The organism is Nitrospiria bacterium, assembly GCA_035498035.1.
Classification (GTDB): Bacteria; Nitrospirota; Nitrospiria; order JACQBZ01; family JACQBZ01; genus JACQBZ01.
The window spans coordinates 1-16,762 of sequence record DATKAN010000053.1; the positions used below are offsets into that span (position 1 = coordinate 1).

Annotated in this window: 16 protein-coding genes; 5 read left to right on the top strand and 11 right to left on the bottom strand. The window is 60.1% G+C overall.

Features of this window, described 5'->3' with window-relative positions; translation table 11 throughout:
* From VMN77_10385 to VMN77_10395, 3 genes are all read right to left on the bottom strand, one after another.
* Positions 1-516, bottom strand: a 516-nt coding sequence (locus VMN77_10385) for an O-acetyl-ADP-ribose deacetylase (GenBank protein ID HTN44188.1), incomplete at its 3' end; no start/stop codon positions are given.
* A gap of 13 nt (positions 517-529) precedes the next feature.
* Complete coding sequence (locus VMN77_10390; GenBank protein HTN44189.1) at positions 530-1,324, bottom strand: arginine deiminase family protein; 795 nt, start codon at positions 1,322-1,324, stop codon at positions 530-532.
* A 57-nt stretch (positions 1,325-1,381) separates the two neighbouring features.
* Positions 1,382-2,596 carry a TIGR00300 family protein gene (locus tag VMN77_10395; GenBank protein ID HTN44190.1) on the bottom strand — a complete coding sequence of 405 codons (1,215 nt, stop codon included), beginning with the start codon at positions 2,594-2,596 and terminating at the stop codon, positions 1,382-1,384.
* Positions 2,597-3,530: 934 nt separating this feature from the next.
* Between VMN77_10395 and VMN77_10400 the strand changes: the two genes are divergently transcribed.
* Together VMN77_10400 and VMN77_10405 are read left to right on the top strand one after the other, a co-directional pair.
* Entirely contained in the window at positions 3,531-4,304 is a 774-nt protein-coding gene (locus VMN77_10400) for an OmpA family protein (GenBank protein HTN44191.1), read from the top strand.
* A gap of 150 nt (positions 4,305-4,454) precedes the next feature.
* Positions 4,455-4,817 (top strand): VOC family protein, encoded by a 363-nt coding sequence (locus tag VMN77_10405; protein HTN44192.1) that lies wholly within the window; start codon positions 4,455-4,457, stop codon positions 4,815-4,817.
* Positions 4,818-5,067: 250 nt separating this feature from the next.
* On the opposite strand, the gene VMN77_10410 is transcribed toward VMN77_10405, so the two are convergent.
* The gene (locus VMN77_10410; GenBank protein HTN44193.1) at positions 5,068-6,567 is read right to left on the bottom strand and encodes a diguanylate cyclase; all 1,500 of its coding nucleotides are present in this window, start codon (positions 6,565-6,567) and stop codon (positions 5,068-5,070) included.
* Between the two features lie 274 nt (positions 6,568-6,841).
* Between VMN77_10410 and VMN77_10415 the strand changes: the two genes are divergently transcribed.
* Positions 6,842-7,858 (top strand): YncE family protein, encoded by a 1,017-nt coding sequence (locus VMN77_10415; GenBank protein HTN44194.1) that lies wholly within the window; start codon positions 6,842-6,844, stop codon positions 7,856-7,858.
* Positions 7,859-8,098: 240 nt separating this feature from the next.
* The gene (locus VMN77_10420) at positions 8,099-8,443 is read left to right on the top strand and encodes a hypothetical protein (GenBank protein ID HTN44195.1); all 345 of its coding nucleotides are present in this window, start codon (positions 8,099-8,101) and stop codon (positions 8,441-8,443) included.
* Positions 8,444-8,639: 196 nt separating this feature from the next.
* Here VMN77_10420 and VMN77_10425 read toward each other — a convergent pair whose 3' ends face one another.
* The 5 genes from VMN77_10425 to VMN77_10445 all read right to left on the bottom strand — a co-directional run bounded on the left by VMN77_10425 (position 8,640) and on the right by VMN77_10445 (position 13,476).
* A complete protein-coding gene (locus tag VMN77_10425; protein ID HTN44196.1) occupies positions 8,640-10,133 on the bottom strand; it encodes an aldehyde dehydrogenase family protein in 1,494 nt (497 codons plus the stop codon).
* A gap of 207 nt (positions 10,134-10,340) precedes the next feature.
* Entirely contained in the window at positions 10,341-11,159 is an 819-nt protein-coding gene (proC, locus tag VMN77_10430) for a pyrroline-5-carboxylate reductase (protein HTN44197.1), read from the bottom strand.
* Between the two features lie 97 nt (positions 11,160-11,256).
* Positions 11,257-11,646 carry a DoxX family protein gene (locus tag VMN77_10435; protein ID HTN44198.1) on the bottom strand — a complete coding sequence of 130 codons (390 nt, stop codon included), beginning with the start codon at positions 11,644-11,646 and terminating at the stop codon, positions 11,257-11,259.
* Between the two features lie 95 nt (positions 11,647-11,741).
* Positions 11,742-12,476, bottom strand: coding sequence for a molybdopterin-binding protein (locus VMN77_10440; GenBank protein HTN44199.1), 735 nt, complete (start codon positions 12,474-12,476; stop codon positions 11,742-11,744).
* Positions 12,477-12,498: 22 nt separating this feature from the next.
* The gene (locus VMN77_10445) at positions 12,499-13,476 is read right to left on the bottom strand and encodes a cytochrome b/b6 domain-containing protein (protein ID HTN44200.1); all 978 of its coding nucleotides are present in this window, start codon (positions 13,474-13,476) and stop codon (positions 12,499-12,501) included.
* 176 nt (positions 13,477-13,652) lie between these two features.
* Between VMN77_10445 and hisS the strand changes: the two genes are divergently transcribed.
* Entirely contained in the window at positions 13,653-14,906 is a 1,254-nt protein-coding gene (gene hisS / locus VMN77_10450; protein ID HTN44201.1) for a histidine--tRNA ligase, read from the top strand.
* A 76-nt stretch (positions 14,907-14,982) separates the two neighbouring features.
* Here hisS and VMN77_10455 read toward each other — a convergent pair whose 3' ends face one another.
* Both VMN77_10455 and VMN77_10460 read right to left on the bottom strand, forming a co-directional pair.
* Positions 14,983-15,477 (bottom strand): regulatory protein RecX, encoded by a 495-nt coding sequence (locus VMN77_10455; protein ID HTN44202.1) that lies wholly within the window; start codon positions 15,475-15,477, stop codon positions 14,983-14,985.
* 109 nt (positions 15,478-15,586) lie between these two features.
* Positions 15,587-16,744, bottom strand: coding sequence for a type IV pilus twitching motility protein PilT (locus VMN77_10460; protein ID HTN44203.1), 1,158 nt, complete (start codon positions 16,742-16,744; stop codon positions 15,587-15,589).
* Between the last annotated feature and the right edge of the window lie 18 nt (positions 16,745-16,762).

A 16,762-nucleotide genomic window follows, 5' to 3' on the forward strand; every position in this document is an offset into this window, starting at 1 on the left:
TAAAACCCGTTCATACACCTCAAAGGCCATCGTGCCGAAAAGGACAAAGCGGACCAAGCGGATTCCTCGATGACCTTCGAGATAGTCCCGCACGACGCCCAGCGCAATCTGTGCCGCGGCCTCGATCGGATACCCGTAGGCTCCCGTGCTGACCGACGGAAAGGCCACGGATCGGATCTTGTGTTGGGATGCGAGCTTGAGGCTAGATCGGTAAGCCGAGGCGAGCAACTCCGGCTCTCCATGGCGGCCGTCCCGGTAGACCGGTCCCACGGTGTGAATGACGTATGGGGCCTTGAGCCGGCCGCCGGTCGTAATGCGGGCCTCACCGGTGGGACAGCCGCCGATCCACCGGCATTCCTCCAGAATCTGCGGCCCCCCCGCGCGATGGATCGCGCCGTCCACGCCCCCTCCGCCGAGGAGCGTCGTGTTGGCCGCGTTCACGATCGCCTCGGTGTCCTGCAATGTAATATCCCCCTCGACCACCTCCAGAATCGATTTATGAATCGTCGTCTTCATCCTGGCGGCCTCTTTAGGATAGTCGGAGAACCATACACTTTGCGCTCCCCCCCGCACGATGGAATTCGGACAGGTCCAGCTCGTGCACCTTCACTCCGCGACGGCGCAATTCGCGGTTCGTCGCATCGCAACCGGAATGCAGGACGACCTCGTTCCCGATGACGATCGCGTTGCAGGCAAAGCGGAGCGCTTCCTCCGGGACAACGGGGATCGCTTCCGGAACGGAGGCCGCGATGACCTTCCGGCCATAGTCGTCGAAGGCCGGGGGAAAATAGAGGGCGGCCCGGTCGGTCAAGGGACAGAAGCAGGTATCCAGGTGATAGAAGCGTGAATCCACGAGTTCCAGCGACAGCACTTCGCAAGCCAGGATCTCGCCGATCGTCCGGTGGGACTGGATATCGGAGCGCATCCGGTAACCGGCAAAGAGCGTTTTTCCAAACGGAAGCGCATCCCCCTCGCCTTCAAAACAGGCTTCCTCCGGAAGCGGGAAAATCTGGTAGGCCTTTTTTTTAAACCAGGCCTCGAACAGCGGCGCCTCGCGCTGGCGCTGGGGAAAACGGAAACGGCCTTGGATAAATTTCCCGCCCGACACCAGCCCCGCGTTGGCCGTGAAGACCAGGTCGGGGAGGCCCTTCGCCGGACTCAAAAGCTCGACGGTCGCGCCCAGCTTCGTCGTCAGGAGATCGTAAAGGGCCCGCCACTGCCGCATGGCCGCGACCGGCTCGGCCGGACGGCGACGGTTCATCCACGGATTGATCTCGTACTCGATCTGGTAGTAGTCCGGTGGACACATGAGAAATGACGGCATGGTCTTTTCCGTTACCCGTAACGTAGGGGCGTACGGCCGTACGCCCCTACAGGACCATCAAGAAGACAGATTCGCCGACAGCTCCCGCAGAAACGGCTCCACGTCCGTCACGAGCCCGATCGCCTGAAAACTTCCGCGGTCGGTCAGCTTCGTCACCACGGCCGGGTTGATGTCGACGCAGACCAGTTTCACCGAGGCCGGGAGGAGGTTGCCGGCCGCGATCGAATGCAGCATCGTGGCGATCATCACGCAGACCGACACGCCGGGCAGGAGGCGCCGAAGCGCATCCTGGGCGGCGACCATGTCGGTCATCACCTCCGGCAGCGGCCCGTCGTCCCGGATCGATCCGGCCAGGACCATCTCGATATTTTTCCGCACGCATGCGGCCATGATGCCGGACTTTAAAATTCCCCGTTCCACCGCGTCCCGGATGCTTCCCGCGCGGCGGATCGTGTTGATGGCGCGCAGGTGGTGCTCATGTCCCTCTTTCGCCGGGATCCCCTTTTCCAAATAGACGCCCAACGAGGTCCCGTAGAGCGCCTGCTCGATGTCGTGAACCGCCAGGGCGTTGCCGGCGAAAAGGAGATCGACCCAGCCCTCTTCGATCAGCCGTTCCAGATGCGCCCCGGCGCCGGTATGCACGACGGCCGGGCCAGCGACGACCATCACCTTTTCGCCGGCCTGTTTCGCCGCGCGGATGCGTGCCGCCACTTCCCGAATCACGACGGCCTTGGGTTTCTCGGAGGAGACGGAGCTTGCCATAAACTCGAAGACATTTCGCTCCGGCGAGCGCTCCAGCGGGATGACCTTGATCCCCTGATGGCCCACCACGATCCGGTCCCCATTTTCGACGCGATGCATCGGGATCGTGGCCGCGGTTCGTCCCCCCGGATCGACCCGGATCCCGCAGTCCATCTCGGGCCGCGCCACTTCCAACCATTGGCCTTTGAATCGAACGAAGGTTTGAAGGTTCGTGGTGCAGTAGAAATTTTCGGGAAAGGCACCGTCCCGGTCGGCCGGAACGAGCGCGACCTCTTCCTCCCGCACCGCAACAGCCCCGAGCTGCCGGATCCGGCCTAAGATCCTGTCGAGAACCTCCCGGGACGGTGCGGAGACCTGAATACGGGCCCGGCTGGAATCCTCGCGGCGCTGGCCGATCGCCACATCGAGGATCTCGAAGGTCCCGCCGTAGTTCATCACCTCATCCAGGACCTTCGGCAAGGTCAGCGAGTCGATGATGTGACCCTGCAGCTCAACGGTCTCGGAAGGCATGAGCGCGTCTCCTCATGAAAAAATAAAACATACACCAGTGTACCGTGTTTTGCAATCCACCGGCCCGGCTCCTGAACGGCCCTCCTCCTTGGCCCCGCTCGGCAAAACCGCCATACCCCGGACTTGCTTTGGTCGGCGGTGGCGCAGCCTTTTTGAATGTAGGTGGGCGAGGCCGTCCCTTTTAATTATATCCGCCGCACGGTCCCATAGGGGCGCAACCGCCGTGAGCCTGGACCTTGAAAACACTTCCTAAATCCTTGGCCCCTTTTTCCCGTTGAACTTTCCTTTTACCCTCGCACCGAAACCGGGGCGCTTCATGGCCGTCAAATAAGATGAACATATTCGATCTGCATCTATTTATAGAGTCGCTCCGAGGGGAATGTCATTGGGGCAGGGTTTTATTATAAGTGGGGCCCCGTGCAATTTTACAGAGAAATCCGGCCGCCTCATCGAATCGGCGGCCGGCACAGGCAGGCTGCTCCTTGTTCCTCGCAACCTGCCTCCTATGATGTCCCCCACACCCCGGGCTCGAAGCGGCGGAGCGGGACGCTCGCTGGACGGCCCGAAAAAAAGCGGAGGCAAGCGACACCCCTACCCGGGATTGTCTATTCGTCAAAGAGGCTGTAGTTTTTTTAGACATCTTTAAATCTCTGAAAACCCGATGAAATTTTAAAACCGAAAACCGGACCATCCAATATCTTAGACAACTCTCAATTAAAGATCTTCAAAAAATATGCATTTCACCCGGCCCTCAGACGACTTTCCTCTGTTTTAAATAACGGAAACATCGGGGAAATTAAATTTGCCGGCCTGATTTTAAAATAATGTTTTTAACGATTGCACGATTTATGCAGTTATTCAGGAGCTGAAACAACAATGACCGTTTCGACTTTTTTTATCGAATACATCAAAACAAGAAAAAGGAGGCAGCGACATGAATAATTATATTCGTATCGGCATGGTCGTTCTCGCAGCCGGAATGATCGTGAGCGGTTGCGTAAGCTCGGGAAAGTATACAAAGATGGAAAAGGCAAAGAATGATGAGATCACCTCGCTGCAGCAGGAAAAAAGCACGCTGGAGCAGCAGAAAGCCGCTCTGGAAAAGGACAACGCCGGATTGAAGCAGCAGATATCGTCCCTGGATCAGCATTATACGTCGGCACAGCAGCAGGTCAGGTCCCTGCAGCAGGAGAACGCCTCGCTGGTTGCCTCCAGTGAACGGCAACAGGAGCAGTTCGATGCGCTGGTGAAGGACCTGTCTAGCGAAGTGCAAAAGGGTGAGCTTCAGGTGAAGCAGTACAAGAACATGCTGTCGGTCGAGCTGGCAGAGCAGATCTTCTTCGACTCCGGTCGTGCGAAGCTTAAACCGAGGGGAACAGAAGTCTTGAAAAAAGTCGGCGAGGCCTTGAAAGGCTACGGGGACAAGATCATCCGGGTCGTAGGCCATACGGATAACAGGCCGGTCGCAAAGTCCCTTCAGGGCACCTTCCCGACGAACTGGGAGCTTTCGGTCGCCCGGGCGACCACCGTAGTCCGCTTTCTTCAAGACGTGGGCGTGCCGCCCGAACGGATGGTCGCGTCGGGGAGGGCGGAATACGACCCGGTGGCGCCGAACGACACGCCGGAAGGACGCCAGCAGAACCGACGGATCGAGATCATGCTGATTGATAAAAATCTGGTGAGCGAGATGACCCAGGCGAGTAAATGACGGAGGACCCTGCCGGCCGGGCTTTTTGAAATTCAAAATAAATCCGATTTCTCCTCCGCCCTCGCGCGTGGGGAAATTGAATCCGCCGGAGGAGTGCGACAGGCCGGGCGGATCGGACGAGCGGGACAAGCGCTTGCAAAGGAGGGGAAAATGGCAAAAGTCGTTTCGGATTCATGGGTGATGGGTCCTTCGAAAAATATCAAGAAGTCGGTCGCGTTTTATGCGAAGCTGGGGCTGAAGCCCTCGATGCGGATGCCGTTTTACGTCGAGTTCAAGATCCCGGGTGGCACGGCGTTGGGGCTTCACTCGATGGGGGAGAAGATCGAGAAAAAGAAGGGCCGCGGGGGAGGGTTCGGGATTATGCTTCGCGTGAAGGGGATCGAAAAGCTCGCGGTCGGATTGAAGCGGAAGGGAATTCGTTGCAGCCCGGTCCGGACGGCGCCCGGCGGGGCGAAGTTTTCCTCCTTTTCGGATCCGGACGGCAACCGGCTGACCTTGATCCAGATGGCTTGATGCGGCTCCCCCCCGCCTCGCGCACGGGGGACTGATAGACGATGATAACAGAGGGCCCTTCAGATTGCCGTTAGAGCCCGCCGGGGCCAGCGGAAGAGACACGGGATGCCTATGTACTCCATCCGATCCGTGCGATGCTGAGGATGGGAAAGGATGACGAGCGAATCGTCTACAGGATTTCAGGAATTCAGGGGATTCGATCCGCCATTCCGGGCTGGCCCCGCTCCGCCATTGCCCACGAGGAGCCTGCTCACTTGATCTTATGCTGTGGGTCAAGGCCGGTCTTCGCGGGTTCCATGGAAGGTGGACTGTTCAACTCTTGGGGCTCACCGAGCAGAATGCCTTGGGCAAGGTAGGTCCCGGTTTCGTTCGCAACCCGTAATTCCTTTTCGGTTTCGATCCCTTCGGAGATGATTCCTTCCTTGGAATAGTTTTTAAAAGCCAGGGTAAGATCTTTCAGAAAGCGGCCGAATTGCTCGGAGGACGCGGCCTGGACGATCGCCGAACGGTCCAGCTTGATATAATCCGGAACAAGCTTGGCGACGAAGGCCAGGGAAATGAAACCCGCTCCAAAGTCGTCGATGGCGAATTTATAGCCACGCGAGCGCCACTTCCGGGCGATTTCCAGATGGCGGTCGATGTCCAGCAGGGCTTCGGATTCCGAAATCTCCAGGATGACCTCCGGCCCCCGGAGCGGGGGAACGGTTTTGAATTCGCCGAGGACGCTGAAATCGACATTGATGAACACCTTTTTTAATCCAAGCGTCGCGGCGCGTTGGAGTTGCACATTCAAACAAAGCGTTTTGAGTTCTTTCAATTGGCCCACGGCCTGGTATCGTTTGAACAGCTGGGAGATTTCCAACTTTCCCTGGGGATCCCGGCTTAACGCCTCATAGCCGATAATTTGTGTTGTGCGTGTGTCGACGATGGGCTGAAACACGGTTTTAAGGGCGTCTTGATCGAGTCGATATTCCTCCTCCCCGATGTGGACTTTATCTCCCCCCTTCTTGGCGATGTACAGCGCCCGGTCGGCCATCCGGATGAGTTCATTTGTACTTCGGCCGTGGTCGGGATACAAGGCGACCCCGATGCTCAGGTCGAAGGGGGATTCTTCACCGGCCCCGGTCAGGCGCACCCTTTTCTCAATCCGTTCGGCGGCTACCAACACCCCTTCACGAGTACTATTGGATAGGACGACCACCATTTCGTCTCCGCCCCACCGACAGACCAGGTCGATTCCACGGGTGGCCTCTTGAATCGCTTCCGCCACTTTTTTTAATGCCCGATCCCCCGCCTGATGTCCCTGCATGTCATTGATGGACTTGAAATTGTCGATGTCGCATAGCAAAATGGCCAAGGGCTGGGATTGGCGATCGGCGCGCTGGATTTCCTCCTTTATCCGTTCCTCGAAGTAATAACGATTGTATAGACCGGTGAGGTTATCCCGCATGGCGTGTACCTCGAATATACGCCTCATGCGCCGGAAAGCCCAACGGATATGCAGAACGTAAATCGTAAAGAGACAGGTCAGGATCAATAACCCGGCCAGGGCCTTGACCGTGGTGGACTGATAGTCGTTAAGACTCGGCGACGACTCACTCAAATTGATCAGGTAGGTGCCGATGAGAATGCCGGCATAGAGCAACAATAGGCCCAGCGTCATGATCCAGAGTTGCGATTCTCTCCGCTCGATATTTCGGATATTATCTATAACGGTCTCTCCAGTGGGAATATTACTCGATGGCGTCATGCGCAATTCCTCATTTTTGTCCAACAACTTAAGTATATCAATGAATTGGATTACGTCAAGGTGATGGAGTCCAAGTTGGCCAGAACGTTTTTCTCCCCTTTTTCAGGCGGGAGGCGGCCATCTCCGACGTGCAGAAAGGCCGTCCGATAGGTCGGGCCGGACTTGGAGAAACTTGGACTCCCCTCCGGCCTCGCGCGCAGGAATGCGAAACGAAAGGCTGGAAGAAAATGGGGGTAAGGCTTATAATGCCTGATGGAAAGATCGGAGGCCCATCATGATTCGACGCCTTTCCTCATGCGTTTGGATAATCGGGATCGCGGCGGGCCTTTCACTGGCCTTTTTATCATCGGCGGCCCTTCCCGATCCCTTCGGCGCGGAAACCGCGCCATCCCCGCAACCCCGATCGACGGTTATCTTCGAGGTTCCCCATTCCGATTCCATCGCCGTGTTCGACTTCGAAACCCGCCGCATCATACGGCGGATCGATCTCGAGTCGGAGCCGGCGCCGCCGGAGGATGGGAACCGGGAGGCGCCCGTCGGACCCGCCGGACGCTACGTCTACTGGATCCGTCATAAAGGTAACGACCTCACCGTGGTCGACACGAGCGATTATCGGGTGGTCGGGCGTATTCCTCTGAGGGAGAAGGGACCCGGGAACGTCACGGTGGCTCGGGACGGACAGACTCTCTATATTCCGCATTACCAGGCGAAGGCCCTGACGATCTTCGACCTTAGGAAGAAAAGACAACGCGTGATCCCGCTGCCCGGTTACCCGAGCGATATTGCGATTGCGCCACGCGGGACTCTTCTGGTCACGAGCCGGGATTCGAACCAATTGTTGGCGGTCGACGAGGCCACGGGCGCGATCCAAGCGGTCGACGTCGGGCGCAACCCGGTCGGCGTGGCCGTAACGACGGACGGGTCGCAGGCCTACGTCTCCCACGACACCGAAGCCGCCGTCGACGTGATCGACCTGACGGCGGTCCCGTTTCATATCGTCGGGCGCGTCGCGGTCAAAGGGGCGGGCGGATCGGCCGTGGCGGCGGGACCGGACGGAAAGTATGTCTACGTGGCGCACTGCTGCGCGAACAGCACACTGACCGTGATCTCCGTCGCAACGATGTCGGTGACCTGCGAGCTGTCCCTGGCACCGGAGGGATTGGACCCGGTCCGGATCGTCTTCTCGCCCGGCGGTGACGAGGCCTTTGTCCTCAACAGCGGATCGATGAATATCTCGTCCTTCCGCCCGCCGTGCGGCAAGCCCGTCGCCGAGAATCCGTTTGATCGGTGAAGGCGGGAGTTTTCCGCACGGCGGGCGGAGGGCTGCCTCAATTGGGGTAGCGGTGCCCCAAATGAGTGATTTTGGCCCCGTTCCCCTGACCCTTCGTCTCGATTGATCGGATCAAAGACCATAATTGTATTATTAAAATTAAGAATGCGGCCTCTCGGGTATTCGATTCAAAAATGGCATACTGCGTGCATATCAAAGCGACGGACCTATAGGTCCACAACCATAAGGGAGGTTAGTCACATGAAGAAATTCTTGATGTTGGCGGTATCGATCCTGACCGCGGCAGCGTTGGCAGGCTTCAGCATGGCTGGGGATGCGCTTGCCAAGAAAGCGGCTGGGCCCACAATGACCATGGGCGAAGTGACGGCCGTGACGCCGGGGAAGAGTGTCTCAGTAAAGGACGAGAAGGGGAAGACCCACAAGTTCAGCATCTCCAAGAAGACCAAGGTTGAAGGGGACCTTAAGGTGGGTGCGAAGGTGGATGTGACCTCGAAGGGTAGTTCGGCCGAGGCCATTAAGGTTTCCGGCGGTTCGGAAGCTCCGGCGGCCCCGGCGGCTCCCGCCCCTGCGGCTCCGAAGATGTAAGCGGCGGTTCGTCAGGGTTTCTTGATGACGGCGCATCCCGGGTAATTCCCGGGGTGCGCTTTTTTTTATGGGGGAACGGAATCCGGAATGGCGGGGACACCCCACATGAATGCGCCGCGCCTCCCCTCCGGTCTCGCCCCTGGAGGCGACGGAAGGGGTTCCCGCCTCCGGGCTTATTCTTTTCGGGCCTTCAGGCTTAATCGATCCGGGCTTTCAGCCCCTGCGCCATCTTGATTTCACGGGCGTGGTTCACCGTCCAGGCCGTCTTATGCGTCACGGCGTCGATCAGGGCCGATGCCGACGGCATCCCCGTCCCGCTCCGCTTCACGCCGCCGAAAGGAAGATGCACCTCCGCGCCGATCGAAGGCAGATTCACGTAGCCCAGGCCGTAATCGCACTCCTCCCGGACCCGCCGGGCTTTGCGGTAGTCCTCCGTAATCACGGCGAGGGCCAATCCGTAATCGGTATCGTTGTAAATTTTAATCGCTTCCTCGTTCGATCGAAAGGGCACGATGGCGACGTTCGGCGCGAACACCTCTTCCCGGAGCACGCGGGACTTCGGGGAATAGTCCATCTGATAGACGAATGGGGAGACGAACTGACCGCGGCCGTATTCCTTTCCCGTGAGTGGCCCGCCCTCGAGAAGAACCCGGCCGCCCTCTTTCCGCGCCAGGTCGTTGTAGAACTCCATCTTCTTCCGGCCGCCCTCGTTGATCAAGGGCCCCATGAAGGTTTTTTCATCCAAGGGGTCGCCGACGGTCACGCGCCCTGAGAGTTTCACGAACTCCTCGCAGAATTTGGCGTAGATCGCCTCGTGGACAATCAGCTTTCCGGACGAGACGCAGCGCTGGCCGGTGGTCTTGTAGGCCGAGAGCACCGCCGCGTTGAGCGCGATCGAAAAATCGGCGTCCTCGAAAACGATCACGGCGTTCTTCCCGCCCATCTCGCAGACCGCGAACTTATGAGGACTCTCCGCGCAGACCCTCCGGATTTCGGAACCGACCTCATACGATCCCGTGAAGGCGACCACGTCGACCCCGGGATGGGAAGTCAGGGGACGGCCGGCGCGCTCCCCGTCGCCCTGAACCAAATTCAAGACCCCGGCCGGAATCCCGGCGCGCTCCAGGTACTCGACGACCTTATGGCCGAGGAGCGGCGTGTCCTCGGAGGGCTTGAACACGACCGTGTTCCCCTCGACCAGCGAGGGACCGAGCAGCCAGAGCGGGATGGCAAACGGGAAATTCCAAGGGGTGATGGCCGCCACGACGCCCTTGGGGTGACGGAGCATATAGGCGTCCTTCTCGGCGATCTCGGAGGCCAGCACATCCCCGGCCGGCATCCGGGCCGCGCCGAAGACATACTGGGCCATGTGAATTCCTTCCGTCACATCGGCGCGGGACTCGTTGATCGCCTTGCCGCATTCCCGGGCCATGAGACGCGACAGCTCCTCATGATCCTTCCTGACCAACTGGACAAATTGATCGAAGATCTCGCCCCGCTTGATCCGGGACATCTCCCTCCAGGCGGGGTACGCCTTCCGGGCGGCCCGAACCGCCTCGTCGACGTCCTGCGCGTTGGACAGCGGAAAGGTTCCCAGCACCTCGTCGCGGTTGGCCGGGTTGCGGCTCTCGAACGTTTCGCCCGTGCGGGAATCCACCCACCGTCCGTCGATGAAATTCTTGCCGTGGATCGACACGATTGATCTCTCCTTTATTAAATATGGAATGGAACAGGGTTCCTGGAAGCAAGCCTCCGCGGAGCCACCTTAGCGACAACAAATATCTTGAGACGCGCCGCGCTATAGCCGTAAGGCGCCATGGGCGAAAATCTAGATGCTCCCGTCATCGAATGGTGCAACTCGGAGGGTTGCCGGAAGGAATTCTGTTCCATTCCCGATTCAGGCTTTGCCCAACTCCATCGACCGCTTCGTCGCCGCCTCGACCGCCTCGATCAGCGTCGCCCGCAGCCCTCCGCGTTCCAGCTGGGAGATGCCCGCGATCGTCGTCCCCCCGGGCGAGGCCACCTGGTCCTTGAGTTCTCCGGGATGCCGCTTCATCTGGAGCACCATCTCGGCCGCGCCGGCCACCGTCTGCGCCGCCAAAAGCATCGCCACGGCCCGCGGCAGCCCCATCTTCACGCCGCCGTCCGCGAGCGCCTCGATCATCATGAAGACAAAGGCCGGGCCGCTGCCCGACAGACCCGTCACCGCGTCGAGATACTTTTCCGGCAATTCCACCGCGATCCCCACCGCTTCCAGAATCGACCGGACATCCTCCACGTCCTGTTTGGTCGCTTTCTTCCCGGGGCTGAAGGCCGCCGCTCCCCGGCCGATGAGGGCCGGCGTGTTCGGCATCACCCGGATGATCCGGGCCTCGGAGCCGGCCACCTCTTCGATCTGCCGGATCGGGACCCCCGCCGCGATCGTGACGATCAGGTGATCCCGCGTCAGGACCCCCTTGATGTACTGAAGGATCGGCCGGACAAGGTCCGGCTTCAAGGCCAATAAAATAATTTCGGCCGACTTCGCCACCAGGGCGTTGTCGGCCGTCACTTTAACCCCGGTTTCCTTTTTGAGATGCTCCAGTGCGGCCCGATCCGGATCGGCGGTGATCACCTTGTCCGGAGACAGCACCTTGGCCTTGATCAGTCCGCGGATCAGGGCCGAGCCCATGCGCCCCGCCCCGATTACGCCCAGCTTTCGACTCAGCTTTGCCATCGCAAGCCCTCTTGAGTGGAGTTTGACGCCGTCGCCATTCGTTTTATGGAAAGGATACCTTCAAGTCCCCCCTTTTTCAAGCGGTCCCGAGTCAATCCTATTTACCCCCGCGATCGGATTCCGAGCTCCAGAGTCCTCCGCCCTGCGTGGAGATGAACAGAAAAACGAAGCAGTAGATCGCGGCCAGCTCTCCTCCGTTCTGTATCGGCAACAGCGCCTTCGTCCCGTGCGCCATCCAGTACGCGACGGCCATCAGACCGCTGCAAAGGAAGGCCGCCCAGCGCGTGAAGAGCCCGATCATGACGAGCGTCCCTCCCACGAGCTCGATCGGACCGGCGATGTAGGTAATAAACGCGGGGACCCCGGGCGGCATCGGCATGGGAAAGGAGAACAATTTCTGTGCGCCGTGCCACAGAAAGAGGAACCCGACCACGATCCGCATCAACGCGTAAGCCTGCCGGTTTAAAAAACCCATGAATCCCGCCATCGCCCCACCTCCTTATGTTGTTGTGTCGTCCCTGATATCGTCCTATTATATACCATCTCCTCATCAGACGCAGCAGGCGTCGGCATACCGGGAAATCAAATCCCGGCGTACCATTCATATCCCTGGTCCTCCCAATACCCTCCGCGACCCCCGCCGATCGATTTAAAATCCTCGACCAGCTCGATCCGCATGACGTACTTGGCCATCTTGTATCCGAGCTGCCGCTCGAGGCGAAGGCGGATCGGGGCGCCGTGGGCGACGGGGAGGACCCGGTCGTTGATTTCATAGGCCAGGAGGGTTTGCGGATGGTAGGCGTCGTCAAAATCGATGCTCTCGTAATAGGCAAGGCCCGAATCGTCGGGGTCGGCGCAGTAAAAGACGACGTAGCGTGCGGACGGGAGAGGACGGACCCGATTCAGGATCTCGCCCAGGGGGACCCCCTTCCATTTCGCGATGGCGCTCCAGCCTTCGACGCAATCGTGGCGGGTGATCTGCGTGCGGGATGGAAACCCGCGCAACTCCGCCAGCGACAGCTTGGCCGGATGCTCGACCAGCCCCGACACGGCCAAGGTCCAGCCGGCGAAGTCATTCTGGGACAGCGCCCGGTAGTCCGGATTGTCCGGGTCGATGGTGCCGTTGGTCGGAAAGACGGGCGACCGCTCGGCCTCCGAATATTCCGGGGCCATCGCCATTCTCGGGGTGATGAGACGCTGGCCCTCCCGGGTCAGCCCCTCGGCGGCACCCAGGATTCTCGGAAACCATCCAGACTGCGACAGCTTATCGCATGCGGCCAGAAGCGTCAGGCCGAGGGCCTGAACGGACCGGAGCATGAAACGGCGTCGGTCAATCCGGTTACGGATCATGATCGACGTCCCCCAACTCCGCCACGCGGTAGCGCCCGATCACCATGGAACGGAGATTGTTCCAAAGCCCAGTCACGGCCACCATGAAGAGATGCGCCGAGGTGTATCCGACGAACGCAAAGCAGACGATGAAATGGACGGTCCTTGCCGCTTGCCGTCCGCCAAAAAGGGCGAGGAGGCCGGGATACGCGGCGTCCATCCGCGGGGACATCGTCAGGCCGGTCAGGACGATGAGGGGCCCCAGGACGAACACCACGCCGGTATAGGCGATCTTCTGCAGGACATTATACCGGGCCGCCTCCTCTCCCGCCGGATGGCGAAAGCGCAGATGGTCCACCACGGAACGGCCGATACCGCGAAGGTCCTTCGGAACCGGGAGGAGGTCCCGATCAAAATGACGGCTCAGAAGGGTGTAAAGGCCGAAGAGAACGCCGTTGATGACGAAGATCCAGGCAAAAAAGAAATGCCACCGGCGCCCCATCGCCAGCCATTGGAAGCTTGGAATCGTGGCCCATGACGGAAAGCCGCGGCGATGAAGCTTCCCGCTTGAATCGCTGGAGGCCCCCAGCCAGCCGGTTGTATCGAACGAATAACCGAAGACGCGCGTCACGCCGCGAAGTCCCTCCGCTTCCGAAAAATCGGAATCCAGCGCGAGGATCGGCCGGTCCCGATCCGACCGCTCGCCCCAGTAAAGGGCCGGGTGGGCGTTGAAGATCTGGAGGCCGCTCATCACCAGAACGGGAAGGCAGAAAACATTGATCCAGTGGGCGAGACGCACCGGAAGCGTATGCCGGTAAATCCAGCGGACGGCGGGAGCCCCGTGCGGCGACGGAGACAACGGCTCCGGCAGGACCGGAGCGCTTGGAAGGTCCGGTGAAGCGATCGGTTCATCGGGCTCGGATCGGGCCGCTTGTTCCGGTCGATCCTTCTCGTCCGACGGACCGCCTGTTCCAACGATATCCGACATGGGAGGCCCCGCGCTGGTCTCCAACAAAGATAAGACGCTCGAAGGCTACAGTCAAGATAAAGATAAAAAGACCGAGGATCGTCGATCCGCCGGCCCGCGGCCTCCGGCGGATTTTCATTTCTGGCGGAGGTCTCCGTCGGTTGACTTTTCCGTCGGCTTGCGTCTATAGTGACGCCATGAAATTCCAGTCCATCCGCGGTTTCAAAGACATCCTCCCCGGCGAGATCGAGGCCGTTCAGCGGCTCGAGCGGGCCGCCCGGTCGGTCTTCGAGTCGTTCGGCTTCTCCGAGATCCGTATCCCGATGCTCGAGGTGACCGAGCTCTTCGCGCGGGGGATCGGGGCCGCGACCGACATCGTCGAAAAGGAGATGTACACCTTCGAGGACCGCGACGGAAAAAAAATCACGCTCCGGCCGGAAGGGACCGCGCCGGTCGTTCGGGCCTACATCGAGCATCAACTGAGCCAGAAAGCGCCCGTCGCCAAACTATACTATCTTGGACCGATGTTCCGCCACGAGCGGCCGCAGGCCGGCCGGTTCCGCCAGTTCTACCAGGTCGGCGTCGAGGCCCTCGGCACCGACCGGCCGGCGATGGACGTGGAGGTGCTTGCGATGCTGATGGCCGTGCTCCAACGCGTCGGCGTGACGGAGGTTCGACTCGAACTCAACAGCCTGGGCGATTCGGCCTGCCGCCCGCATTACCGCAAGACGCTGAAGGCCTATTTCAAGACCCACCTCGCGGAGCTCTGCGAGGACTGCCGGCGGCGCTATGAAACAAACCCGATGCGGATCCTGGACTGCAAGAAGGAAGGCTGCCGGGCCGTCGCGGCCAAGGCCCCGTCTCCGTTGGACCACCTCTGCGCGGATTGCCTGGCCCATTTCCAGCAGGTCAAGGACGGGCTGAACCGGCTCAAGATCCCCTTCGTGGTCAACGAGCGGCTCGTACGCGGACTGGACTACTACACGCGAACCGCCTTCGAGGTCACCACGACGAAGCTCGGCGCACAGAATGCGGTGGCGGCCGGCGGACGCTACGACGGCCTCGTGGAAGAGCTCGGCGGCCCCCCCACCCCCGCCATCGGATTCGCGATGGGGGTGGAGCGGATCGCGACGCTCATGGAACGGATCGCGACGCCGACGCCCGATGTTTTTTTTGCCTTGTTGGGGGAAGAGGCCCTCCGCCAGCTGCTCCCGGCGATCGTCCGCCTTCGAGGTCTTGGGGTGCGGATCGAGATGGACTACTCCGGCGGGGGCTTGAAAAAGCAGATGGGCCTTTCGGACAAGCTGGGCGCGCGCTACACGCTGATCGTGGGCGAAAACGAGCTGAAATCAGGCAAGGCCATTCTCCGGAACATGTCCGACAAGTCCCAGGCCGAACTGCCCCTCTCCGAACTGGATCAATCCCTTCCGGAGCTTTTCAAAAAACCCTAAAACCGGCCATTTTCCCCATGGCCCTGCCTGGATATTCGATTCGGATCGAAACGATGCGTCCTTTTGAAGGCCGGGTTCAATCGTTGCGCTCGTCGGATGGCTCCGAATCATTTTTCATCTTTTGCAATACGCTCTGCGCGACGTCCGAAGAATAGCCCCGGCGGATGAGCTGGGCGAACAGCCGACGGTAATCTTTGGGGTCGCGAAGGCCGCGGCCCTTGAGCCGTTGCGCGGCGAGTTCCGTCGCATGGGTCTTCTCATCCCGCTCCCCGAACAGCTCGCGGACGGCCTCCTCGACCCATTCCCGGGCGACGCCCTTTCGTTCCAACTCCATTCGAAGACGCAAGGGACCCCAGTGCCCTCGCAGGACCCTGTCGCGGGTCCATTGCCGGGCCAGGGTCCGGTCATCGATGTATCGGTATTCTTCGAGGCGTTGGATCGCTTTACGGATGACGGGATCGGAATAGTTTTTCTGGCGCAGCCGGCGTTCGACTTCGATCCGGCTTCGGGGGCCGCGGGCCAGGTAGCGGTAGGCGGAGTCCAGGGCCTTTCTTAGAAGCTCTTCATTCACTTATTCGTAGGGGCTCGCGTCGCCCCCTCCTCCGGCCAAGCCGGATGGAGCCTCCCCTTCTCGCTCGCGTTGCTCGCTGGATTGTCACGGACTTCCCGGGGAGTATCTACTATCGTCCAAAGCGGTCGATCTTGAATTTGGGTTCCGCTTCCTTGCCCACGGATTGTTCGGGGCTTCCGCCCCAGGCATCGGAGGTGGACTGGATGCCCTTGACCTTGAGCGTGAAGTCCTCCGGATTGGTGCACCACCGGAGCGCTTCTTCGTAGGTGATCAGGTTCTTCTGATACAGGCTGAAAAGCGACTGGTCGAAGGTCTGCATCCCGTACTGAGACTGACCGGCCGCGATGACATCCGGGATCTTGCGGGTCTTGTCCTGATCGATGATGCATTCCCGGACGGTCTGCGTGGCGATCATGATCTCGACCGCAGGCACCCGCCCGTTTCCGTCTGATTTGGGCACCAGACGCATGGAGACCACGCCCTTCAAGACCGAGGCGAGCTGCATGCGCACCTGCTTCTGCTGATAGGGGGGGAAGACCGAGATGATCCGGTTGATCGTCTCGCTCGCGTCCAGGGTGTGGAGCGTGCTCATTACCAGATGGCCCGTCTCGGCCGCCACGAGCGCGGTCGAGATCGTTTCGAAATCGCGCATCTCACCGACCAGGATGACGTCCGGGTCCTGACGGAGGGCCGACCGCAGCGCCCCGCTGAAGGACTCGGTGTCGGCCCCCACCTCCCTCTGGCTGACGATGCTCTTCCGGTCGCGGTGAAGATATTCGATCGGGTCCTCGATCGTGATGACGTTGTCCATCCGGTTCCGGTTGATAAAATCGATCAGGGAGGCCAAGGCCGTCGTCTTTCCGCTGCCGGTGGTCCCCGTAACCAGGATCAGGCCCCGTTGCTCCATCGCCAGTTTTTCAAGAACCGGCGGAAGATTCAACTCTTCGATCGTCTGGATTTTGGTCGGGACGACGCGGAAGACCAGGCCGATCGTTCCCCGCTGCTGGAAGACGTTGACCCGGAAACGTCCCATACCGGGGGCGCTGTAGGCCAGGTCGATCTCGCTGCGCTGCTTGAACTTTTCCTTCTGCGGATTGCTCATGATCGAGAAGGCCACCTGGATCGCGTCTTCCTGGCTCAGCTTGGGCTGCTCTTCGACCGGAACCAGATGACCGTCCACGCGGACAATCGGGTGATTCCCGACCTTCAGGTGAAGGTCGGACGCTTTGCGGTCGATTGATATCTTGAGCAGTTCGTTGATGCTCACGGCCATTTGGATTTCTCC